17 protein-coding genes and 1 pseudogene are annotated in these 19,401 nt (G+C 31.5%); 12 read left to right on the top strand and 6 right to left on the bottom strand.

Going from position 1 to position 19,401, the window contains the following annotated elements; genetic code table 11:
* Positions 1-290: 290 nt before the first annotated feature.
* From RCH18_RS07175 to xrtF, 3 genes are all read right to left on the bottom strand, one after another.
* Positions 291-1,505 carry a T9SS type A sorting domain-containing protein gene (locus RCH18_RS07175; protein ID WP_326936072.1) on the bottom strand — a complete coding sequence of 405 codons (1,215 nt, stop codon included), beginning with the start codon at positions 1,503-1,505 and terminating at the stop codon, positions 291-293.
* Between the two features lie 783 nt (positions 1,506-2,288).
* Positions 2,289-2,729, bottom strand: a complete 441-nt coding sequence (locus tag RCH18_RS07170; RefSeq protein ID WP_326936071.1) for an exosortase F system-associated membrane protein — start codon at positions 2,727-2,729, stop codon at positions 2,289-2,291.
* The gene (gene xrtF, locus RCH18_RS07165; protein ID WP_326936070.1) at positions 2,707-3,255 is read right to left on the bottom strand and encodes an exosortase family protein XrtF; all 549 of its coding nucleotides are present in this window, start codon (positions 3,253-3,255) and stop codon (positions 2,707-2,709) included. The genes RCH18_RS07170 and xrtF overlap by 23 nt, the downstream gene beginning before the upstream one ends.
* 74 nt (positions 3,256-3,329) lie before the next feature.
* On the opposite strand from xrtF, the gene RCH18_RS07160 reads away from it, so the two are divergent.
* From RCH18_RS07160 to RCH18_RS07130, 7 genes and pseudogenes are all read left to right on the top strand, one after another.
* The gene (locus RCH18_RS07160) at positions 3,330-3,785 is read left to right on the top strand and encodes a GAF domain-containing protein (RefSeq protein WP_326936069.1); all 456 of its coding nucleotides are present in this window, start codon (positions 3,330-3,332) and stop codon (positions 3,783-3,785) included.
* A gap of 31 nt (positions 3,786-3,816) precedes the next feature.
* Positions 3,817-4,776, top strand: coding sequence for an energy transducer TonB (locus tag RCH18_RS07155; RefSeq protein WP_326936068.1), 960 nt, complete (start codon positions 3,817-3,819; stop codon positions 4,774-4,776).
* A gap of 12 nt (positions 4,777-4,788) precedes the next feature.
* Positions 4,789-4,893, top strand: a pseudogene (locus RCH18_RS07150) (GAF domain-containing protein); the annotation flags it as partial.
* 31 nt (positions 4,894-4,924) lie between these two features.
* A complete protein-coding gene (locus RCH18_RS07145) occupies positions 4,925-5,872 on the top strand; it encodes an energy transducer TonB (RefSeq protein ID WP_326936067.1) in 948 nt (315 codons plus the stop codon).
* Between the two features lie 95 nt (positions 5,873-5,967).
* The gene (gene rpsO, locus RCH18_RS07140) at positions 5,968-6,234 is read left to right on the top strand and encodes a 30S ribosomal protein S15 (RefSeq protein WP_188048754.1); all 267 of its coding nucleotides are present in this window, start codon (positions 5,968-5,970) and stop codon (positions 6,232-6,234) included.
* 238 nt (positions 6,235-6,472) lie between these two features.
* Entirely contained in the window at positions 6,473-8,614 is a 2,142-nt protein-coding gene (locus tag RCH18_RS07135) for a polyribonucleotide nucleotidyltransferase (RefSeq protein WP_326936066.1), read from the top strand.
* 173 nt (positions 8,615-8,787) lie between these two features.
* On the top strand, positions 8,788-9,414 hold the full coding sequence (locus tag RCH18_RS07130; protein ID WP_326936065.1) for a hypothetical protein: 627 nt from the start codon (positions 8,788-8,790) through the stop codon (positions 9,412-9,414).
* A gap of 253 nt (positions 9,415-9,667) precedes the next feature.
* On the opposite strand, the gene RCH18_RS07125 is transcribed toward RCH18_RS07130, so the two are convergent.
* Positions 9,668-9,952, bottom strand: a complete 285-nt coding sequence (locus tag RCH18_RS07125) for a DUF2442 domain-containing protein (RefSeq protein ID WP_326936064.1) — start codon at positions 9,950-9,952, stop codon at positions 9,668-9,670.
* A 146-nt stretch (positions 9,953-10,098) separates the two neighbouring features.
* Positions 10,099-10,362 (bottom strand): helix-turn-helix domain-containing protein, encoded by a 264-nt coding sequence (locus RCH18_RS07120; protein WP_326936063.1) that lies wholly within the window; start codon positions 10,360-10,362, stop codon positions 10,099-10,101.
* 100 nt (positions 10,363-10,462) lie between these two features.
* On the opposite strand from RCH18_RS07120, the gene RCH18_RS07115 reads away from it, so the two are divergent.
* From RCH18_RS07115 to rpe, 4 genes are all read left to right on the top strand, one after another.
* Positions 10,463-12,016, top strand: a complete 1,554-nt coding sequence (locus RCH18_RS07115; protein WP_326936062.1) for a site-specific DNA-methyltransferase — start codon at positions 10,463-10,465, stop codon at positions 12,014-12,016.
* A 2-nt stretch (positions 12,017-12,018) separates the two neighbouring features.
* A complete protein-coding gene (locus tag RCH18_RS07110; protein ID WP_326936061.1) occupies positions 12,019-14,652 on the top strand; it encodes a DEAD/DEAH box helicase in 2,634 nt (877 codons plus the stop codon).
* A gap of 428 nt (positions 14,653-15,080) precedes the next feature.
* On the top strand, positions 15,081-15,944 hold the full coding sequence (locus RCH18_RS07105) for a sigma-70 family RNA polymerase sigma factor (protein ID WP_007137700.1): 864 nt from the start codon (positions 15,081-15,083) through the stop codon (positions 15,942-15,944).
* A 390-nt stretch (positions 15,945-16,334) separates the two neighbouring features.
* Complete coding sequence (gene rpe, locus RCH18_RS07100; protein WP_326936060.1) at positions 16,335-16,997, top strand: ribulose-phosphate 3-epimerase; 663 nt, start codon at positions 16,335-16,337, stop codon at positions 16,995-16,997.
* Positions 16,998-17,250: 253 nt separating this feature from the next.
* Here rpe and RCH18_RS07095 read toward each other — a convergent pair whose 3' ends face one another.
* Complete coding sequence (locus tag RCH18_RS07095; protein ID WP_326936059.1) at positions 17,251-17,880, bottom strand: helix-turn-helix domain-containing protein; 630 nt, start codon at positions 17,878-17,880, stop codon at positions 17,251-17,253.
* 601 nt (positions 17,881-18,481) lie between these two features.
* Between RCH18_RS07095 and RCH18_RS07090 the strand changes: the two genes are divergently transcribed.
* Positions 18,482-19,378 carry a tail fiber protein gene (locus RCH18_RS07090; RefSeq protein ID WP_326936058.1) on the top strand — a complete coding sequence of 299 codons (897 nt, stop codon included), beginning with the start codon at positions 18,482-18,484 and terminating at the stop codon, positions 19,376-19,378.
* Positions 19,379-19,401: the final 23 nt, after the last annotated feature.

The raw sequence follows: 19,401 nt of genomic DNA, 5'->3' as shown, positions 1-19,401 counted from the left end.
GTTAAAAAACACAATTGAATTCTTGCACTTCTAATTTTATTTTTTGCTGTGATTAATATATTTCAACAGTTTTTCAATCAGCTTACTATTTAATAATAGGTATTATTAAACCTAAAATGTAATCTCTGTTTGTATTCAAATTAAAAATTTAGTGAGGAAATTAATGAAAGACCAACTTAATTATATTTAAAAACTCTTTCAAGTTTTATAGTTGAAAGATTTTTTATGTCATTTTATTGTTCATCTATCAATATTTTTGAACTTTTTAAACGAGAAATATTGTCAATTTTTTAATCTATGATTAATTTTTTTACCCCTTTTTTATTACCATCCATAATAGCTACTAAATAAATCCCTTTAGTGTAACCACTAATATTTACTACTGTCTTAGTGGATTCAACTTTATGAGAATAAAGCTTTTTCCCCAACATATCGCTAATTGTGATTTGCGTTGCAGGTGAGAAAGCTACTAACTCAATGTTCAGCAAATCTTGAGTTGGATTTGGAAATATAGTTATAGTATTATTTACTGTTTCAAATTGTTCTGTAAATAAAACAATGGAATTAGTATAATCATAGATTGTTCTATTTCTATTTGCATAAGTACTAGTTACGTTATCGTATGAAAAATCATTATAACTTAGCGGTTTATTTACATGCGGAAAATCTTCGAAAATATAATCAAATCCTGTCTTATCTCTAAATGGATTTGCAAAACTAGACATAAGGCTCGAGGAATCGTAGATATATTCTTTTTTACTTCTGTTGGGCATATTATTATCAGTATAAACAGTAGTTTCACTTATTCTGTTACCAGCACCATCCAAAACATAATCAGTTCTTTCGTTTTCTTTAAAAATAGTATCAAAATCATCCCACTCAGCATTTCTGTACGTTAAAATTTTATTATTTGCATCATACGTTAAAAGTGTTTTAGTCCAATTGACCCATTGTGCATTATCCCACTTTTCATTTACTGCGGATATTATTTTATTACTACTATTGTAAGTTAAATTTCCGCGATATTCGTTTATCCATCTTACACCATCCCAGCTGTAAGATACAACAGAGTCAGGCAAATTATTACTGTTATAAGACATAACATTTTTCCATACAATAACCCAAGTTAAACTTGAACTATCCCATTCTTGCTCTAATGATTCTTTAAATTTCCCACCATTATATGTCGAAATTATTCTATATGAATTTTCAAGTTTATTGGTGGCTGTATCCCAGCTCTCAACTGTAGATTGTATAACTTTATTGTTAGTATTATATATATAATTTGCAGACTCAGACATTCGCCATAATCCGGTGCTAGCATCATAATCATAATATTTTTCAAAAGTTAAATTATTATTACTGTCATATTCATAATTGTAACCCGACCTAGTTTGCCAAGAGCTACCGTTATAATATTGATCAATACTTGATAATAATTTGTTTTGGCCTTGAAATGTAATCGTCGTAAAAACGATCAACACAATAAATGTAATTTTTTTCATAATTGTTTTTTTTGGATTAAAAAAAATTTTGAATTTATCAGTATATAAAACTCCTTAAAATTACAAAAAATATTTAATAAGCAAGATGTAACTTACTGATTATTAGCATCTTTTAATTATAATATTCATTTAAATTGTATTTAAAAATAGGTGTTAAGAACTCAAACACTAAGTCCATTAAAAATAGTAAGAATAATAAGTTTGTAAAATATTACTGTTAGTTAAAATATTTACTGACTAAAAAAGAATTTTCGTACAATATAAATAAATATTAATTCCTAAATATTTTTTTACTGATTTTTTGAACACATTAGAATATGAAGATTTTGGTTTAATTTTTCCTCATTAATCTTAAAACTCCTATGGGTGAATTTGAATTTTAAACTTTGAATACAACAAAAGTGCTCTATCTTTAAAAGCCTTTTTTATAAAAGCACTACTAAAGTTTGTTTTTAGCGTATTAAGTGCCCATTGAATATTTACTTCATATTCTATTTATCATCTCTTCAATTAGTTTAAATAAAATTTGATCAAAATCCTGAAATGTTTGCTCTCTTAATATAAAAACAGAATACTATTATTAAAAACATATCAGCTATGTTCTAATTTATTATAAATAACTATCTGAGTTTAGAAAGTGGGTCTAAAAAAACATTTAAAAAGAATGTCTAACTTTAATGTTAAAGTGCTAAATTGAATAAAAATGGAAAGGCTCAACTAAACAAAAAATAATAAATATTTAAAAACTAATTTACACGGCAATTTATACAGCAATGCAATAAATCACATTTGTTTTTGATAATAAAATCCTGCTAAAAATAATAGTAAAAAAATAGGTTGAATCAGAAATCTTCTAATGTAGAATAGTAGCCAATTATTGTTATCTACACCAAAGTAAATAACTAAGAAAAAAATTCCAATTAAGATTAAAAAGATAATGTAATACACTATTAGCGCAAATTTTACCATATTTAAATCTTTAAAAAGGACATAAATAACTCCTAATGAAAGAAAAGTATTTAGAGAAAATCGAAAGGTTAAATTTACGATTAATCGAAAAAAATCTATTTTTGGAAATGGTAAATTAAGAAAATCTCTCTTAAAAAAATCTAATAACGGATCATAAAATATCTGCTTTTCAAAAAAGCGAATAAACAGTAGCGACAGAATTAATAAGAATAAAATTATAATTTTTATTTTATTATTTAATATTTTTCGAAGCATATTTTGAAAATTTACGAACCCAAATCAACCATAATATAAATACCACACCGTAGATATACAAAGGAAAAAGAATATCATGCAAAAAAGATTGTTGCTCTGGAAAATAAAATATAAGCATACATAAAGCAGCTATCCTGATTACATTTAATAAATAAATAATAACACTTCCACCAATAATATATAATAATGTATATACTAACTTACCAGCAAAAGCGACTACAAATGAAATAAACAAAATTATCACACTCATTGCATTACAACCTTCTACAATACGAGCAAGATATTTATTATTGTAGATAATTTTATAATACGGTCTTGTTGCACTTTCCTTCACTGATGCATCTTGATCAAACAAAAGCAAAACCTGTTCTGTATTTTTGCTGACTATCTTAGTGATTGTATCTGCTCTATTTTCTGCAAAACTATTTAGATAATTTTGATATAAAAAAGTAAGAATAATGTAAGTCAAAAAAAAACTTGCTAAAAAAATTAGAAATGGTTTGTAAAGAATAAAGTATGTTTTCAACGTGTGTGTTTTTTTGAAAATTTTATAGGATTTTTGAAATTACTTTAAATACTTTTACAAAAAAAATAGAAAAGATGACCTTTCAAGAATTAAAGCCAAAAGTAACTGAAATAATTTTAAAAGCAAACCTTTCTCGCGATGAGAAGTTATTAAATATATGTCAATTGTTAAGTGATTCAATCACTTATTATAACTGGGTTGGATTTTATTTCGCTAATCATGATACGAAGACTTTGCATTTGGGCCCTTATGTAGGAGCAGAAACAGATCATACTATAATTCCTTTTGGAAAGGGGATTTGCGGACAAGTAGCAGAAAGCAATACTAACTTTGTAGTTCCAGATGTTGCTGCTCAAGATAATTATATTGCTTGTAGTTTTACAGTAAAGTCTGAAATCGTAGTGCCGCTTTTTGTCGACGGTAAAAATATTGGACAAATCGATATTGATAGTCATGTTATTGATCCTTTTACAGAGGAAGACGAGCGCTTTTTAGAATTTGTTTGTGTTGAAATTGCTAAATTGTATTAATTCCTTATACGTTATTTATTCTTAAAAGGACATGAAAACCATACTATATACAATTGCGCTACTCGTAATTACAACAATAACTTTTTCGCAGGTTTCTAAACCTGTAAGTAAAATGATTTTTCTTGACTCCTCTGACGAAGAAACTTCGGAAGGCAATCACAAATACTACAGAATTATTAGAGGTTATTTCTCAGAAAGCGAAGCTTATGAATTTAATGATTATTATAAATCTGGAAATATAAAAACGAAAGTTCTGTCTAAAAATAGAGATTATATGGACATGGACGGTGCATTTATTACTTATTATGAAAACGGAAAAAAGAAATCTATTTCAAACTATAAAGACAAAAAAAAAATAGGGAAAGAATTTAATTATTTTGATGATGGAGCCCTTCGTTTAGAAATTGAATATCTAGAAAACGAAGGAGACCTTGCTGTTAATTATAAAGTAATTGAATTTTGGAATAAAAAACGTCAGCAAAAAGTCGTTGATGGTAATGGCGAATATCAAGGATTTGACTTAGAGGGAACTTTTTTAATAGGAATAATTAAGAATGGCTTAAGAGAAGGGAAATGGACAGGTTCTAGCCTAAAACAAGGCATTAAAATTATCGAATTTTACACTAAAGGAAAGCTTATTTCAGGAACATCAACCGATTCCAATAACATAGAACGAAATTACACTACACTATTAGAAAAACCTAAACCTGACAAAGGCCTTAATCATTTTTACAGTTTTGTGAGCAAAAATTTTACTGTACCTAGAGAATTTCAAATAAATAGAATTTCCGAAAAAATCATCGTAAAATTTATTATAGAAAGAGACGGGACCATAACTGATTCAAAAATAATTAGAGGAATAAATGATGAATTAGATAAAGAAGCAATACGAGTAATAACAGACTATGAAGGATGGACAGTCGGAAAAATGAGAGGCTTACCACTAAGAGTTTCCTATACCATTCCTATTACGATTGCAGGATCAAATTAGAAAACCAGATAAAACATTGGACAAATAGATATTGACAGTCACGTAATCGATCCATTTACTGAGGAAGATGAACGCTTTTTAGAATTTGTTTGCGAAGAAATCGCCAGATTATATTAATTCCCATAAAGTACTTTATTTGTAAATTAACATGAAAAACAAACTCTATACAATTGCACTATTCTTAATCACAAGCATAACCTTTTGTCAGGTTTTTAAACCTGTAAGTAGAAAGATTTTTCTGGATTCGTCATGGCAATTGACAACTGAAGAAAATCATAAATATTATAGAATAATTAAAGATTACAACACCATAAAAGACATCTATATAGTAAATGATTTTTACAAATCAGGTGTTTTACAAATGACTGGCACAACAACTGATAGAAATTCCTTAAAAAATATAGGTCAATTTGTTTACTATTATGAATCTGGAATTAAAAGATTAGTTAACAGCTATAATCAAGGATCGATAGAAGGGAAGGAATATTCATGGTATGAAAACGGCAATAAAAGACAAGAAGGAGAATACGCACAGCAAGTAAAAAAAAATACAATCTATAAAATAATTCAATATTGGGATCAAAACAATAATCAAACCGTGATAAACGGCAATGGAACTTATAAATTAGAAGAGGATCATAATAAGTTATTCGGTAAAATTAAAAATGGTTTGCGAGACAGTATTTGGACAGGAATCAATAAAAATTATAAATATTTTGAGACGTATAAAAAAGGAGAGCTTCTGCACGGAACAACTATCGATTCTACAAACAACTCCTTTAATTACACTAGCATTTATACAACTCCAATGCCCACAAAAGGAATGAGTCATTTTACAAACTACCTAAACAGTAAAATTAAGGTCACTGAAAACGCAAAATTACATAAAATTTCTGGGACCATTATTATACAATTTTTCATTGAAAAAAATGGCGTTATCTCAAATATAAAAATATTAAAAAGTTTAGGGTTTGGCATAAATGAAGAAGCTATTAAGGTATTAGCAAGCTATCCAAATTGGATTCCTGCAAAGACAAGAGGAGTACCCTATGGAACTACAATTCAAATTCCAATAACAATACCAAAATCTATTTAGTCATTTATTTGTCGTATTAAAAACTTTATACTACTTTTGCAACCGTCCTACAATAGCTGTATGGCATACATAAAAATCATTAAACAAATATTGGAATGTATTTAACTAAAGAGATTAAAGAAGAAATCTTCGCTAAACACGGAGAAAAAACAAACACTGGAAAATCAGAAGCTCAAATAGCTTTGTTTACCTACAGAATTACACATTTAACAGAGCACCTGAAAAAAAATCGTCATGATTATAACACAGAGCGTTCATTAGTATTGTTAGTAGGTAAAAGAAGATCTTTGTTAGATTACTTGAAAAAGACAGAAATCAACAGATATCGTGAAATTATCAAAGTATTGAATATCAGAAAATAATCAATATAAAAAGAGGTGCGCAAGTGCCTCTTTTTTATTTTACAATTTAGAGTCACAAAAAATACGAATTTAGTCCTGACACAAAAAGGATTAGAATTGAGATTCACCCACAAAGCCATTGCAATTATGTAACTGGCAGATAAAAAAAGTTTGTTTTTCATTGGGTTTTAGGCATTAACTACGCAAAACAACAACTACAACACAACTAAAACCCATGTTTAACTAAAAAATTAAATTTATGATTCCACAATTATTTGTAGAAAGTATCGATTTAGGTGATGGCAGAAACATCACAATCGAGACAGGTCGTTTAGCCAAACAAGCTGATGGGTCTGTAGTAGTAAGAATTGGTAAAACTGTCATTTTAGGTACAGTAGTTTCCTCAAGAAAAGCAAGTCCAGGAATCGATTTCTTGCCATTAACGGTAGATTATCGTGAAAAATTTGCAGCAGCAGGTCGTTTCCCAGGTGGTTTTTTCAAAAGAGAAGCACGTCCAAGTGACAACGAAGTATTAACAATGCGTTTAGTAGACCGTGTTCTACGTCCGCTTTTCCCAGATGATTATCATGCAGAAGTGCAGGTTATGATTCAGTTGATGTCTCATGACGAAGATATAATGCCAGATGCATTAGCAGGACTAGCCGCTTCGGCAGCTCTTGCTTTGTCTGATATTCCTTTTGAAACTTTGATTTCTGAAGCTAGAGTAGGTCGTATTGATGGAAAATTTATCATCAATCCGTCTCGTGCTCAATTAGCATTATCAGATATTGATATGATGATTGGAGCTTCTATGGATTCGATCGCTATGGTAGAAGGTGAAATGAAAGAAATCTCAGAAGCTGATATGTTGGAAGCAATTAAATTTGCACATGAACACATCAAAAACCAAATTTCGGCTCAATTGCGTTTGCAAGCTGCTTTTGGTAAAAAAGAAGTGCGTACGTACGAAGGCGAAAGAGAAGATGAAGCTATTTACGCTAAAGTAAAAGAAGCATCTTACGATAAAATTTATGCTATTGCTAGCAAAGGTTCCGCTAAGCAAGAACGTTCGGCTGCATTTGAAGCTGTAAAAGAGGAAGTTAAAGCTTTATTTACAGAAGAAGAGTTGGCAGCTGATGGAGATCTAGTTTCTAAATACTTCAAGAAAACCAATAAAGAAGCTGTTCGTAACGTAACCCTAGACTTAGGAACACGTTTAGACGGAAGAAAAACTACAGAAATTAGAGATATCTGGTGTGAAGTAGATTATTTACCATCGGTACACGGATCGGCATTGTTTACCCGTGGAGAAACTCAAGCATTGGCAACAGCCACTTTAGGAACTTCTAGAGAAGCAAACCAAATTGATTCACCATCAGAACAAGGTGAAGAAAAATTCTATTTGCATTATAACTTCCCTCCTTTCTCTACTGGTGAAGCACGTCCTTTGAGAGGAACTTCAAGAAGAGAAGTTGGTCATGGAAACTTAGCGCAAAGAGCATTGAAAAATATGATTCCTGCTAATTGTCCTTACACAATTCGTGTGGTTTCTGAAGTGTTAGAATCTAATGGTTCATCTTCAATGGCTACCGTTTGTGCTGGAACATTATCATTAATGGATGCAGGTATTCAAATGATTCGTCCTGTTTCTGGAATCGCAATGGGATTAATCACAGATGGAGATCGTTATGCTGTATTGTCTGATATTCTTGGTGATGAAGATCACTTAGGAGACATGGACTTTAAAGTAACTGGAACTTCTGAAGGAATTACAGCTTGTCAAATGGATATTAAGATTGACGGTTTAAAATACGAAATTATGGAAGCAGCTTTGGCGCAAGCCCGTGATGGCCGTTTGCATATTCTTGGAAAATTAATCGAAACTTTAGCAGCTCCAAAAGCAGATGTTAAAGCTTACGCTCCAAAAATTATTACTAGAAGAATTCCAAATTCATTTATCGGAGCTTTAATTGGACCTGGTGGAAAAGTTATTCAAGAATTACAAAAAACCACTGGAACAACAATTGTTATCAATGAAGACCCTATCACGGAAGAAGGAGTTATCGAAATTTTAGGTACAGATCCAGCTGGAATTGAAGCAGTATTGGCTAAAATCAAGTCTATCACTTTCAAACCTCAAATGAATGAGTCGTATGAAGTGAAAGTAATCAAAATGTTAGATTTTGGTGCGGTTGTAGAATATACCTCAGCCCCAGGAAACGAGGTTTTATTGCACGTATCTGAATTAGCTTGGGAACGCACAGAAAATGTTGCTGATGTTGTAAATATGGGCGACGTTTTCCAAGTGAAATACTTAGGTATGGATCCAAAAACTAGAAAAGAAAAAGTGTCTAGAAAAGCACTTTTGCCAAGACCTCCACGTGAGGAAAGAAAAGAGTAATCAGATCTTAAGTTTACTAAAGGTTTATTTATAGAAAACCCCAATTCATTTGCTTGAATTGGGGTTTTCGTTTTTTAAAAAACGCCGCTTGATGAAGATCTAACTTTATAAATTGAATTATAATTTTTCATTAAATCACAAATTATTACATTTACAATTCTAATTTGTAAAATATGTTTACCCAAGAATTCAAAAAAGCGATACAAGAGCTACCTAGTGCTGAGAAAGACAAGTTAATTTTTAGACTTTTAAAAAAAGATCAAGATCTCATTAAGAGACTTCATTTTGAATTAGTAGATACAGAAACGGTCGAGGACAAAAGGATTGCCTTTGAAAAAGTCATGCTAAAAAAAATTGATCATTTTACAGAGCAGTTTTATTCGGTTGGATATTTACTTCAAGACACTCGTTATGTAAGCGGTGATATAAGTGCACACGTAAAAATTACCAAAGACAAGTTTGGCGAAATAAGTCTGAATATAAAAATGCTGAATCATCTCCTATTACTTAACAATGAAAGAATCCAAATCCAAAGTTATACAAAGGCTTATACGATGTGTATCTATGTAATTGCGAGAGCTTTTAAAATTTTGATTTTGATAAAAGCAATTGACGATGATTATTTTTTAGATTTCAAAGAAGATTTGGAAAAGCTTGGAATATTAATCGGTAAAAATTCTTTATTAATGAAAACTGCTATAAATAATGGCTTGAACGTAAACTGGTTAATTAGTGCAGAAATTCCTGAAGATATTGTTGCGATACATAAAGAGATTAGAGCGAATGGGTTCTTGAAGTAAATTTTAATTTTATACAAGCTGTAAAATATGCTACCAGCACCGTTTTCAAAACCTTACAGGTGTTTTTGATTTTAAACGGTTATGCGCATTTTACAAAAATGATTCGTAATTACCGGAGTTATTCGAGTTTATCCAATAAAAAACCCGAAGCAAGTTCAGGTTTAAATTATTTTTTTAGCCTGCAGCACTAATGCAAAAGATTAGTAGCGCACTTGATATCGTGGAAAAGTAATGAATAAAACTTAAAAAATTTTTATATTTCTCCATTATATAAATCCCAAATCGGAAATATTAAATCGTAATCATTCCAATTTAAGTTACCATCCACAATTTTAAAGTTCTGGAATAAGTTTACATCCATATATTTAGAGATAGATGGATGATTTGATTTAGACAAAAAAGGACCAAAATCCACAATCTTTATAGCATTATCATCAAATGTGATTTTAATTTTATGCAAAGATTCATAAACCGCTTTAACAACATTAATTGTCTTTACGTCTTCGTCGAGATTGGTATAGTCTATTGTTATTTTCATGGTAGTTTTTTTGTTATTATTTCGAATGGAATTTCTTTATGATAGATGAAATAGTCAATCTTATTTTATGCAACAAATTTATAAAATGATTTGCAAATTTGACTACCAAGATATAAATTATGCACCCCGATTTAATTTTTTGAAAATTAGGTCTTCTTTTCCAAAAAATCAATTTTTAAATCCTTAATTAGCTCTTCTCCAGTAATTCCAAGAGCTGTAGCAATCTTCAACATTGTACTAATTTTCATCTCTTGAGAACCTTTAATATATTTTCTTAAATTTTCCACATCTAATCCTGCACCGTGAGCGACATATTTCTGCTTTAAATTCTTCTCTTTCATAATTTCTTTTATCCTCATTCCTAAATCTATAACGGTTTGAGGAATTTCTGTTTTTCGTATCCGTTTCATAGGATTAAATTTATGCTGACAAGATTGTTTTGAATTGATTGAAATCAATCGGTTGTTTACAATCTTTTTTATTTTTACATTTGAACAAAATCAAATGTAAATGCCTACACTAAATTGGATTGGTAAAGACAAAATCATCAATCACCATCAAGATGTTCCTTATAAAGTACTGAATCATGAATACGGATTTTCTGAAACTGAAAAATCTGAAAACGCAATTGATTCCGGAAATCTCATTATCAATGGTGATAATCTAGAAGCGCTAAAATCTTTGTTGCCAAAATATGAAGGGAAAATAAACTGTATTTACATTGACCCACCTTATAATACGGGAAATGAAAATTGGGTTTATAACGACAATGTCAATTCTCCAAAAATTAAAAAATGGTTTGGAAAAATTGTTGGGAAAGAAAATGAAGACCTTACCCGAGATGACAAATGGTTGTGCATGATGTATCCACGATTAAAATTACTACACAAACTTTTAGCGAAAGATGGGGCAATTTTTATTTCAATAGACGACAATGAGCAAGCCAATTTAAAATTAATAATGGATGAAATTTTTGGAGGTCGAAATTTTGTAACTACTATTCATTGGAAAAGAAGCGAAAGTCAAAATAATAATTCCAATCTACTTTCTGTCGTAGGAGAATTTATCATCTGTTTTATAAAAAACAAAGACGGTAAAACTTTTAATAAAATTGACTTACAAGAAACAGCTATAAAAGAGTATCGCTATTCCGACCAAACAGGAAAATTTAGAAGAGGAACTATTGTCGATAATAGTAGGGGAAAACATTTACTTGAAGTTACCTCTCCCGACGGAAAGACTAAAACAATTAAAAGTATCAGAAGTCGAGATTTTTTTGATGAAAAAATTAAACAAAATATGATATACTGGACAGCAACAGGAACGCCATATCTAAAATTATATCTTGAAAAATCTGGTGGTCAAATTTCTAGCAATTGGTTTGATAAAGAGGGTGTAAATGAAGATGCTTCTGAAGAATTAACACAAATGAATTTAAATTTCCCTTTTTCAAAACCTTTTAGTCTTGTCGAAAAAATCATAACGATTTCTACAGATTCAAACTCCATAATTCTCGACAGTTTCGCAGGTTCAGGAACAACCGCTCACGCCGTTTTAAATCTCAACAAACAAGACGGTGGAAACAGAAAATTCATTTTAATTGAAATGGAAGATTATGCCGAAACCATTACGGCAGAACGTGTAAAACGTGTTATCAAAGGTTATGGAGAAAATGATAAATCAGTTGAAGGAACAGGCGGAAGTTTTGATTATTATACTTTGGGCGAACCACTATTAGATGAAAATAACAATCTAAACGAAAATATTTCTGTTGAAAAGATCAGAGAATATGTTTGGTTTACCGAAACACGTAGTCCCCTAAACCCCAAAGAGGGAACTAGCCAATTGACACCATTTATGGGAAATCACAATGATACTGGCTATTATTTTATTTACGATATAGATAATTTGACAACGCTTGACTATGAAGTGTTAGCTGAATATGTACAACAAAAAGCAGAACGCTACATTATTTATGCAGATAATTGTTTACTTCCCGAATCATTTTTGAGAGAAAAAAATATTGAGTTCAAGAAAATTCCACGTGATATAACTCGTTTTTAATTATGGAACTAAAAACCTACCAGAAGCAAGTTATTGATGATTTGCAACAGTATTTTGAGTATTTGCAAAACCATAAAAAAGCGGACAAAGCTTTTAATTCCTTTTGGCAAGACAAAGTTGGAATTTACAATCCACTTTCAGGCGAAGGAATGCGACCTTATCAAAATACGGTTCCAAGTGCGGTACATTTAAGCATCAAAGTTCCAACAGCGGGCGGAAAAACATTTATCGCTTGCAATGCTTTGAAAACTATTTTTGACGCAATGCCTGAAACCAAAACACGAGCTGTGGTTTGGCTTGTGCCGTGGAGTAATTTATTAGACCAAACAGTACGCAATCTTTCGAATCCTGAACATCCGTATTGCCAAAAACTAAATTCGCTTTTCAATAATAGAGTACAAGTTTATGAAAAACGAGATTTGTTGCAAGGTGCAAGTTTCAACCCTTCCTCGGTTCAAGAGCAGTTGAGTATTATGGTTATGAATTTTGCATCCATTCGAGCGAGAAATAAAGAAGACAGAAAAATCAACGAACAGAATTCTAATCTAGCCAACTTTAATATTCAAGAAAATGATGTTTTGGAAGGAACAGAAAAAGAAGCTTTAATCAATGTGATCCGAAGTTTGAATCCGATTTTGATTGTCGATGAAAGTCACAACGCCGAAAGTGATTTAAGTGTAGAAATGTTGAACAATCTGAATCCGAGTTTTATTTTAGATTTGACTGCCACGCCAAAACAAAATGCAAATATTGTGAGTTTAGTTTCGGCAGTTGAACTCAAGAAAGAACACATGGTCAAATTACCCGTGATTGTTTACAACCATCAAAATATTGAAAGTGTTATAGAAAGTGCTTTGCATTTGCAACAAAAATTAGAAGCAGAAGCAAACATTTTAGAACAAAATGGTGGTAAATATATTCGTCCAATTGTATTATTTCAAGCGCAGCCAAAAGGAAAAGAAGACAACACTACTTTTGAAAAACTAAAAGCACAACTTATTTCGGTTGGAGTTCCCGACGAACAAATTAAAATAAAAACAGCCAATAAAGATGAACTAAAAGGTATTGATTTGATGAGCAACGAATGTTCTGTGCGATACATCATTACGATCAATGCGTTGAAAGAAGGTTGGGATTGTCCGTTTGCTTACATATTAGCTTCGCTTGCTGATAAATCTTCGGAAGTGGATGTGACGCAAATTTTAGGTCGGGTTTTAAGACAACCGTATGTGATGAAACATAATAGTACGATGCTGAATCTATCGTATGTAATTACTGCTTCTGCAAAATTTCAAAACACGCTTCAGAATATTATTAAAGGCTTACAACAGTCAGGATTTAGTGAAAAAGATTATCGAGATAAAGATATAATGACGGAAGAAGTGAAAGTCGAAACGGAACAAAAATCCCTTGAAAACTTTCTGTTTCCAGAACAAGCTACGGAACCAGAAAATGCAGAAAACGGAATTGATGTGACTAAAATTTTATTTAACTCCGATAAAAAAGTTGCAACAAATACGAGTGTTTTTGAAATCGAAGAAATGGCGATTGCACAAAACGAAGCATTTCAGCAGCTAATTGCAAATCAGGAAAACAGCAATGTCCCGTTACAAACTTATACCGAAGTTGGCATGAAAGTGAAACAATACAAAATGCGTGAAAACGTAGCAACTCAAGCTCAACAAATCATCTTGCCAAAGTTTGTTATCGAAACACCAAAAAATGATTTTCTGCTAATGGAAGATGGCGGTACTGCTCTTTTAGACCGTGTGAATTTATTAAAATTATTTAAACTTTCGGACAAAGATATTCAGATTGGTTTCAAAAGTGTTTCATCCGAATTATATAAAATCGATACCGAAGAAATTGGCAACGGCGAATATAAAATGTCACCTTTTAAAATTGACGATAATTCTGTTCAAGAAAAAATTAGTAGTTACATTTTAGCAAAGCCAAAAGAAGGTCAGATTAAGGATTTTGTTCATTTTGTGGTAAAGCAAATTGACAAAATGCCACCGATTGCCGATAATGAAATCAAGAAATATGTAACGCGAATTTTAGAAAACATGTCATCACAGGAATTGATTGATTTCAATCAGTACAAGCTCTCTTATTCCGATTTGATTAAGAAAAAAATCAATGAGTTGGCGGATGCTTGTGCGGAAGAGCAATTCAATGACTGGCTGGAGATTGGAAAAATTAAGACTCAAGCGGTTTGGAAATTTGAGCATGCTATAATTCCATCTAAAATTGGGAACGACATTGGAAATTCACTATACGTTCATGAAGGAGACATGAATGGATTGGAACAACAATTTATTTTAGAAATCGCTCATTTTTCTAATATCGCTTTTTGGCATCGAAATTTAGGAAGAGGAAAAGGATTTGCTTTAAACGGTTATAAATCGAATCATTATCCTGATTTTATTTTGGTAACGAAAAACAATAAAGTCATTGTTGTTGAAACCAAGGGTTCAGATAGAGATAACTCTGACAGTACTGCAAAATTACGATTGGGGAAATCATGGGCTACGGCTTCTGGTACGGATTACATTTATATGATGGTTTTTGATAAAAATGCAATTGAAGGCGCTTATAATTTAGAAAAAGCTATTTCCTTAATTCAACAAATGTAGAAAATCAATTTCTGAAAATTTAGTTTTGGAAATCTAATATCTACACCGTTTTAGAAACGTTGCAGAATAAGGAAATTTCATTAGGTAATTAAACTAACTTGATTTTATGAAACCAACTCCGTCAGAGTTTAAAACTCTGACGGAGTTTGACCTAAATCAATATTCATCCTGAATTAAAGTCGATGAAAAACCGAAAACGTTCACATTTCCTTAAACCGCGTTAGGGATAGCAGAGGAAATCCTTTTTATTTTTTCTTTAAAAAATAAAAAGATTGCAACGGATAGCTTGACCGCAGGGAACGTCCAAATCATAATAACTTGACTATAAACAAATTAAAACTATAAAAAAAACTTTTTCAAATAATGTAACATTTTTGCAACTCCAAACGTATAATCACTTGTACACTTAAAATGGAGGACACAAAAACATGAGACAACTTAAAATCACCAAGCAGGTCACAAATCGTGAAACTGCATCATTAGACAAATATTTACAAGAAATAGGTAAAGTTGATCTTATTACAGCTGACGAAGAAGTAGAATTAGCTCAAAAAATTAAAGCCGGGGATCAAAAAGCTTTAGAAAAATTGACCAAAGCTAATTTACGTTTCGTTGTTTCGGTGGCTAAACAATACCAAAATCAAGGACTTACTCTTCCCGATTTAATTAACGAAGGAAACTTAGGACTGATTAAAGCAGCACAGCGTTTTGATGAAACACGTGGTTTCAAATTTATTTCATACGCCGTTTGGTGGATTCGTCAATCGATTCTTCAAGCATTAGCTGAACAATCTCGTATCGTTCGTTTGCCTTTAAACAAGATTGGTTCTATAAATAAAATCAACAAAATGTACGCTTTATTAGAGCAATCTAATGAGCGTCCACCATCTGCTGAGGAAATTGCAAAAGAGCTTGACATGACTGTAAATGATGTTAAAGAGTCTATGAAAAACTCTGGTCGTCACTTATCAATGGATGCACCTCTTGTGGAAGGAGAAGATTCTAACCTTTATGACGTTTTGCGTTCTGGTGAATCTCCAAATCCTGACAGAGAATTAATTCACGAATCATTGCGTACTGAAATTGAGCGTTCTTTAGAGACGTTAACTCCTAGAGAAGCTGATGTTGTTCGTTTATACTTTGGTTTAGGTGATCAACACCCAATGACTTTAGAGGAAATTGGAGAAACTTTTGACCTGACTCGTGAGCGTGTTCGTCAAATTAAAGAAAAAGCAATCCGCAGATTGAAACATACTTCAAGAAGTAAAATCCTTAAAACTTATTTAGGATAAAAATAGTCTAAAGTCATAAAGTCTAAAGTTTTAAAGTCAGCGTACTTTATGACTTTAGACTTTTAAACTTTATGACTAATAAAAGTAACAACAGTTTGATTGACTGTTCGTTTTTTGATTGATGATTGAAACTCCGGCTGATTACCGGAGTTTTACTTTTTTAATGATTTATCATTTATTTTATGGCGTAACCCTTCGTAAAAACTTCGGGTCGGGCTTTGCGCTACAATCTTTTTCCTTTATTGCGCTAGCGCTACATAAAGAAAAAAGGATTTCCACTGCAATCCCTTACGCAAGTAAAACAATTTATTAAGGAGATGCCTCCTGCTTAAAAAACTTTCGCCAATTGGTCTAAAAAAACTACTTTTGCACAAACAATACAACTACACAATGAAGAATACACTGATAGCTCCTTCTGTTCTTGCTGCTGATTTTGGAAACTTACAACGTGACATCGAAATGATTAACAATTCTGAAGCAGATTGGTTTCATATCGACATCATGGACGGCGTTTTTGTTCCAAACATTTCTTATGGAATGCCAGTTTTAGAAGCCATTAATAAGCATGCTAAAAAAACAATAGATGTTCACTTAATGATTATAGAGCCGGATCGTTATATTAAAACTTTTGCTGAATTAGGTGCTAATATATTAAGCGTACATTATGAAGCCTGTACGCATCTTCATAGAACTTTACAAGCAATTAAAGCAGAAGGAATGAAAGCTGGAGTAGCTATAAATCCGCATACTAATATTGATTTATTAGAAGATGTAATCAATGACATCGACTTAGTATGTATTATGAGTGTAAATCCAGGTTTTGGAGGTCAGTCATTTATCGAAAATACGTACGCAAAAGTAAAAAAATTAAAAGATCTGATTCATAGAACTGGAGCCACGACGCTTATAGAAGTTGACGGTGGCGTAACGAACAAAAATGCCAAACAACTTGTTGAAGCAGGTGCTGATGTGCTAGTGGCAGGAAGCTTTGTCTTTAAAGCAGAAAACCCAACTGCAACTATTGCAGATCTAAAAAAACTAACTGCCATTTAGAAGAATGCTCTTTTACAAAACAAGAAAAAGTCCCGTGCTCAATTTAGCACGGGACTTTTTTTATAGTACTTATTTAGTGTGATTATACTACAAACGGACCAGTCTCCCACTTCAACAATATGACTTTAATAATAAACCAGTATATAGTCCTAAATAGCGCCAGCGCCATATAAGTTTTTACTAGTACCGTACACTTTGAGAAAATTAAATTTTAAAGTCTATTTTCATAGAACTGGATAGTAGTAGCTCTCTTTCAGAATAAAAATTTCGTATTAAAGTCACTATTAATATAATCACTAACTGAAATACCTACAAATTTTTTGAAATTTGTAGAAAATGTATACCTTGAGTTAAACAAGCATTTTTCACCTAATGAAGCGACAGTAAAATGATCTAAGAACCCTTCATTAATGAGTGATAACGCATAACACACCTTTACCAAGTTGCTAAAATCACTGATTGAATAACGGCAATAATACTTAAATACAAATTCAATGTGACGTCTAGGAACTTGTAATTTTTTTGATAAGGTTTCAGCCGTCAAGGCACTCTGGGACAGCATAGGAACCGATTTTTGAAGCGTTTGAATATCAGAAATAATAAAATCAACGTTTTTTAGAGTAGTATTATATACTATTTTATCTTTATCGTCTATGGGCTTTAAAATCTTTCTACTCCAGATTAAAAACTTTCTTGGTTCGTTTAAATGACTATTTTTTAATAGATAGTGATCTCCAAAAATAATAATAGGATTCTTGAACATATAAATGAGTATCAGCAACCATAGTAACGAAGAGTACTTATAAAAATCACCTAAGCCAATACTTGAGTCTAATACAAAATAATTAGCAAAAATAAACAATAAGAACGTGAGACTAATCATTAATAATAGCCAGTTTTTTATGTGTTGATTGTTTAATATTTGAAGCAGCGATGTGTTTTTTCTCTTTCTAAACTTGTCCAAAAGGAGCAGTAATAAAACTAAATAAAAAGTAGAATAAAACACGAAATAATATAAATGTATTTGATTTTCCTTAAAAAAAAAATTTAAGAGAAGCACTACTGAAGGGGGAATAAAATGGACGAACTCCCTTTTTAACTCATCAGAACCCTGCACTAATCTTTTAAAAAACAAATAGTAAATAGGTACTAAAAACAAGCCTAATGATAATTTTAGTTTTAGGGGGCTATATATTTTTTCAACGATTCCTAAATATTCTAAAGCATAAGTGAATCTTTGTATGCCAACAGCGAATAAAATTATAATGAAATAAATATTTATTTTATGATTATTGACTTTATTAAAAATCATAAAAATAACTGTCATAAGACACAAAAAGCCGACGAACAACGATATTACGTATAAAAACATGTGTCAAATAGTCAAAATGTGTAACAAATATAAGGATTTTGAATAAAAAATATTGAATCTCATTTACTATTCTTTTTATTTGTTAAAAATTTCCTAAACAACAATTACCCCCATGAAACCATTCTACCTTACACTTTCACTATTTATTGCATTTCTAATTACCCTGCATGTTGATGCACAAACTAATGTTACATCTTCAGGAATGTCTATCCAAGGAATTGCCCGTGATGAAAATAATGCTGCAATTGCAAACATTGACCAATTGGGATTGGTCTTCACTGTTTATTACTTAAACTCTGCTAATGCCGAGCAATTGATTTTAACCAAAACGGCAAATGTAAAAACCGATAATTTCGGGGTTTTTTCTTATGTATTAGATATTGATCAAGCACAATATGGACTGATTAGTTCTCAATCTGCTTATTTAAAAGTTGTACAAGGTAGTGTGGTTTTCTCTAACGAAAAACTGCAAGCTGTTCCTTATGCTATTTTTGCTCAAAACGGCGTACCTACAGGTTCTATTATGCCATTTATTGGTACGGTGGCACCAAATGGCTGGTTGCTTTGCGATGGAAGTGCTATTCCTATTAACTCAGTAACTACGAATCTAAGAACGCTGTTAGGTGCTACCACCACACCAGATTTACGAGCTATGTTTTTACGTGGAAGCGGTACAGGAAATGGAAAATCTGGCCCAGCTTTAAAAACCACACAATTAGATGATTTAAAGGAGCATTCACACATTATAAATCTATTTACCAATAGTAATGGCAGCCATAACCATGATAGTGGAAATGGCTATAATAAAGTTTTAACTGTGGATAATAAATATACTGTTAGTGGTACAAATAATAATAATGGAAGTGGCGAAGAACCGAATTTAGTTAATTCAAAAAATATTGCTTCAGATGGAGCCCACACGCACCTTGTTAATGGAAACACATATAACACCGGTGGAACAGAAACTCGCCCAATAAACTATGGGGTAAACTACATTATCAAAATATAATTCTACTAGGTTTTGCCTAGTTT

It is taken from the genome of Flavobacterium sp. PL11 (assembly GCF_035985025.1).
Lineage (GTDB): Bacteria > Bacteroidota > Bacteroidia > Flavobacteriales > Flavobacteriaceae > Flavobacterium.
Note: the sequence above shows the minus strand (reverse complement) of the source record. Positions and strands in the feature narration are given on the sequence as shown.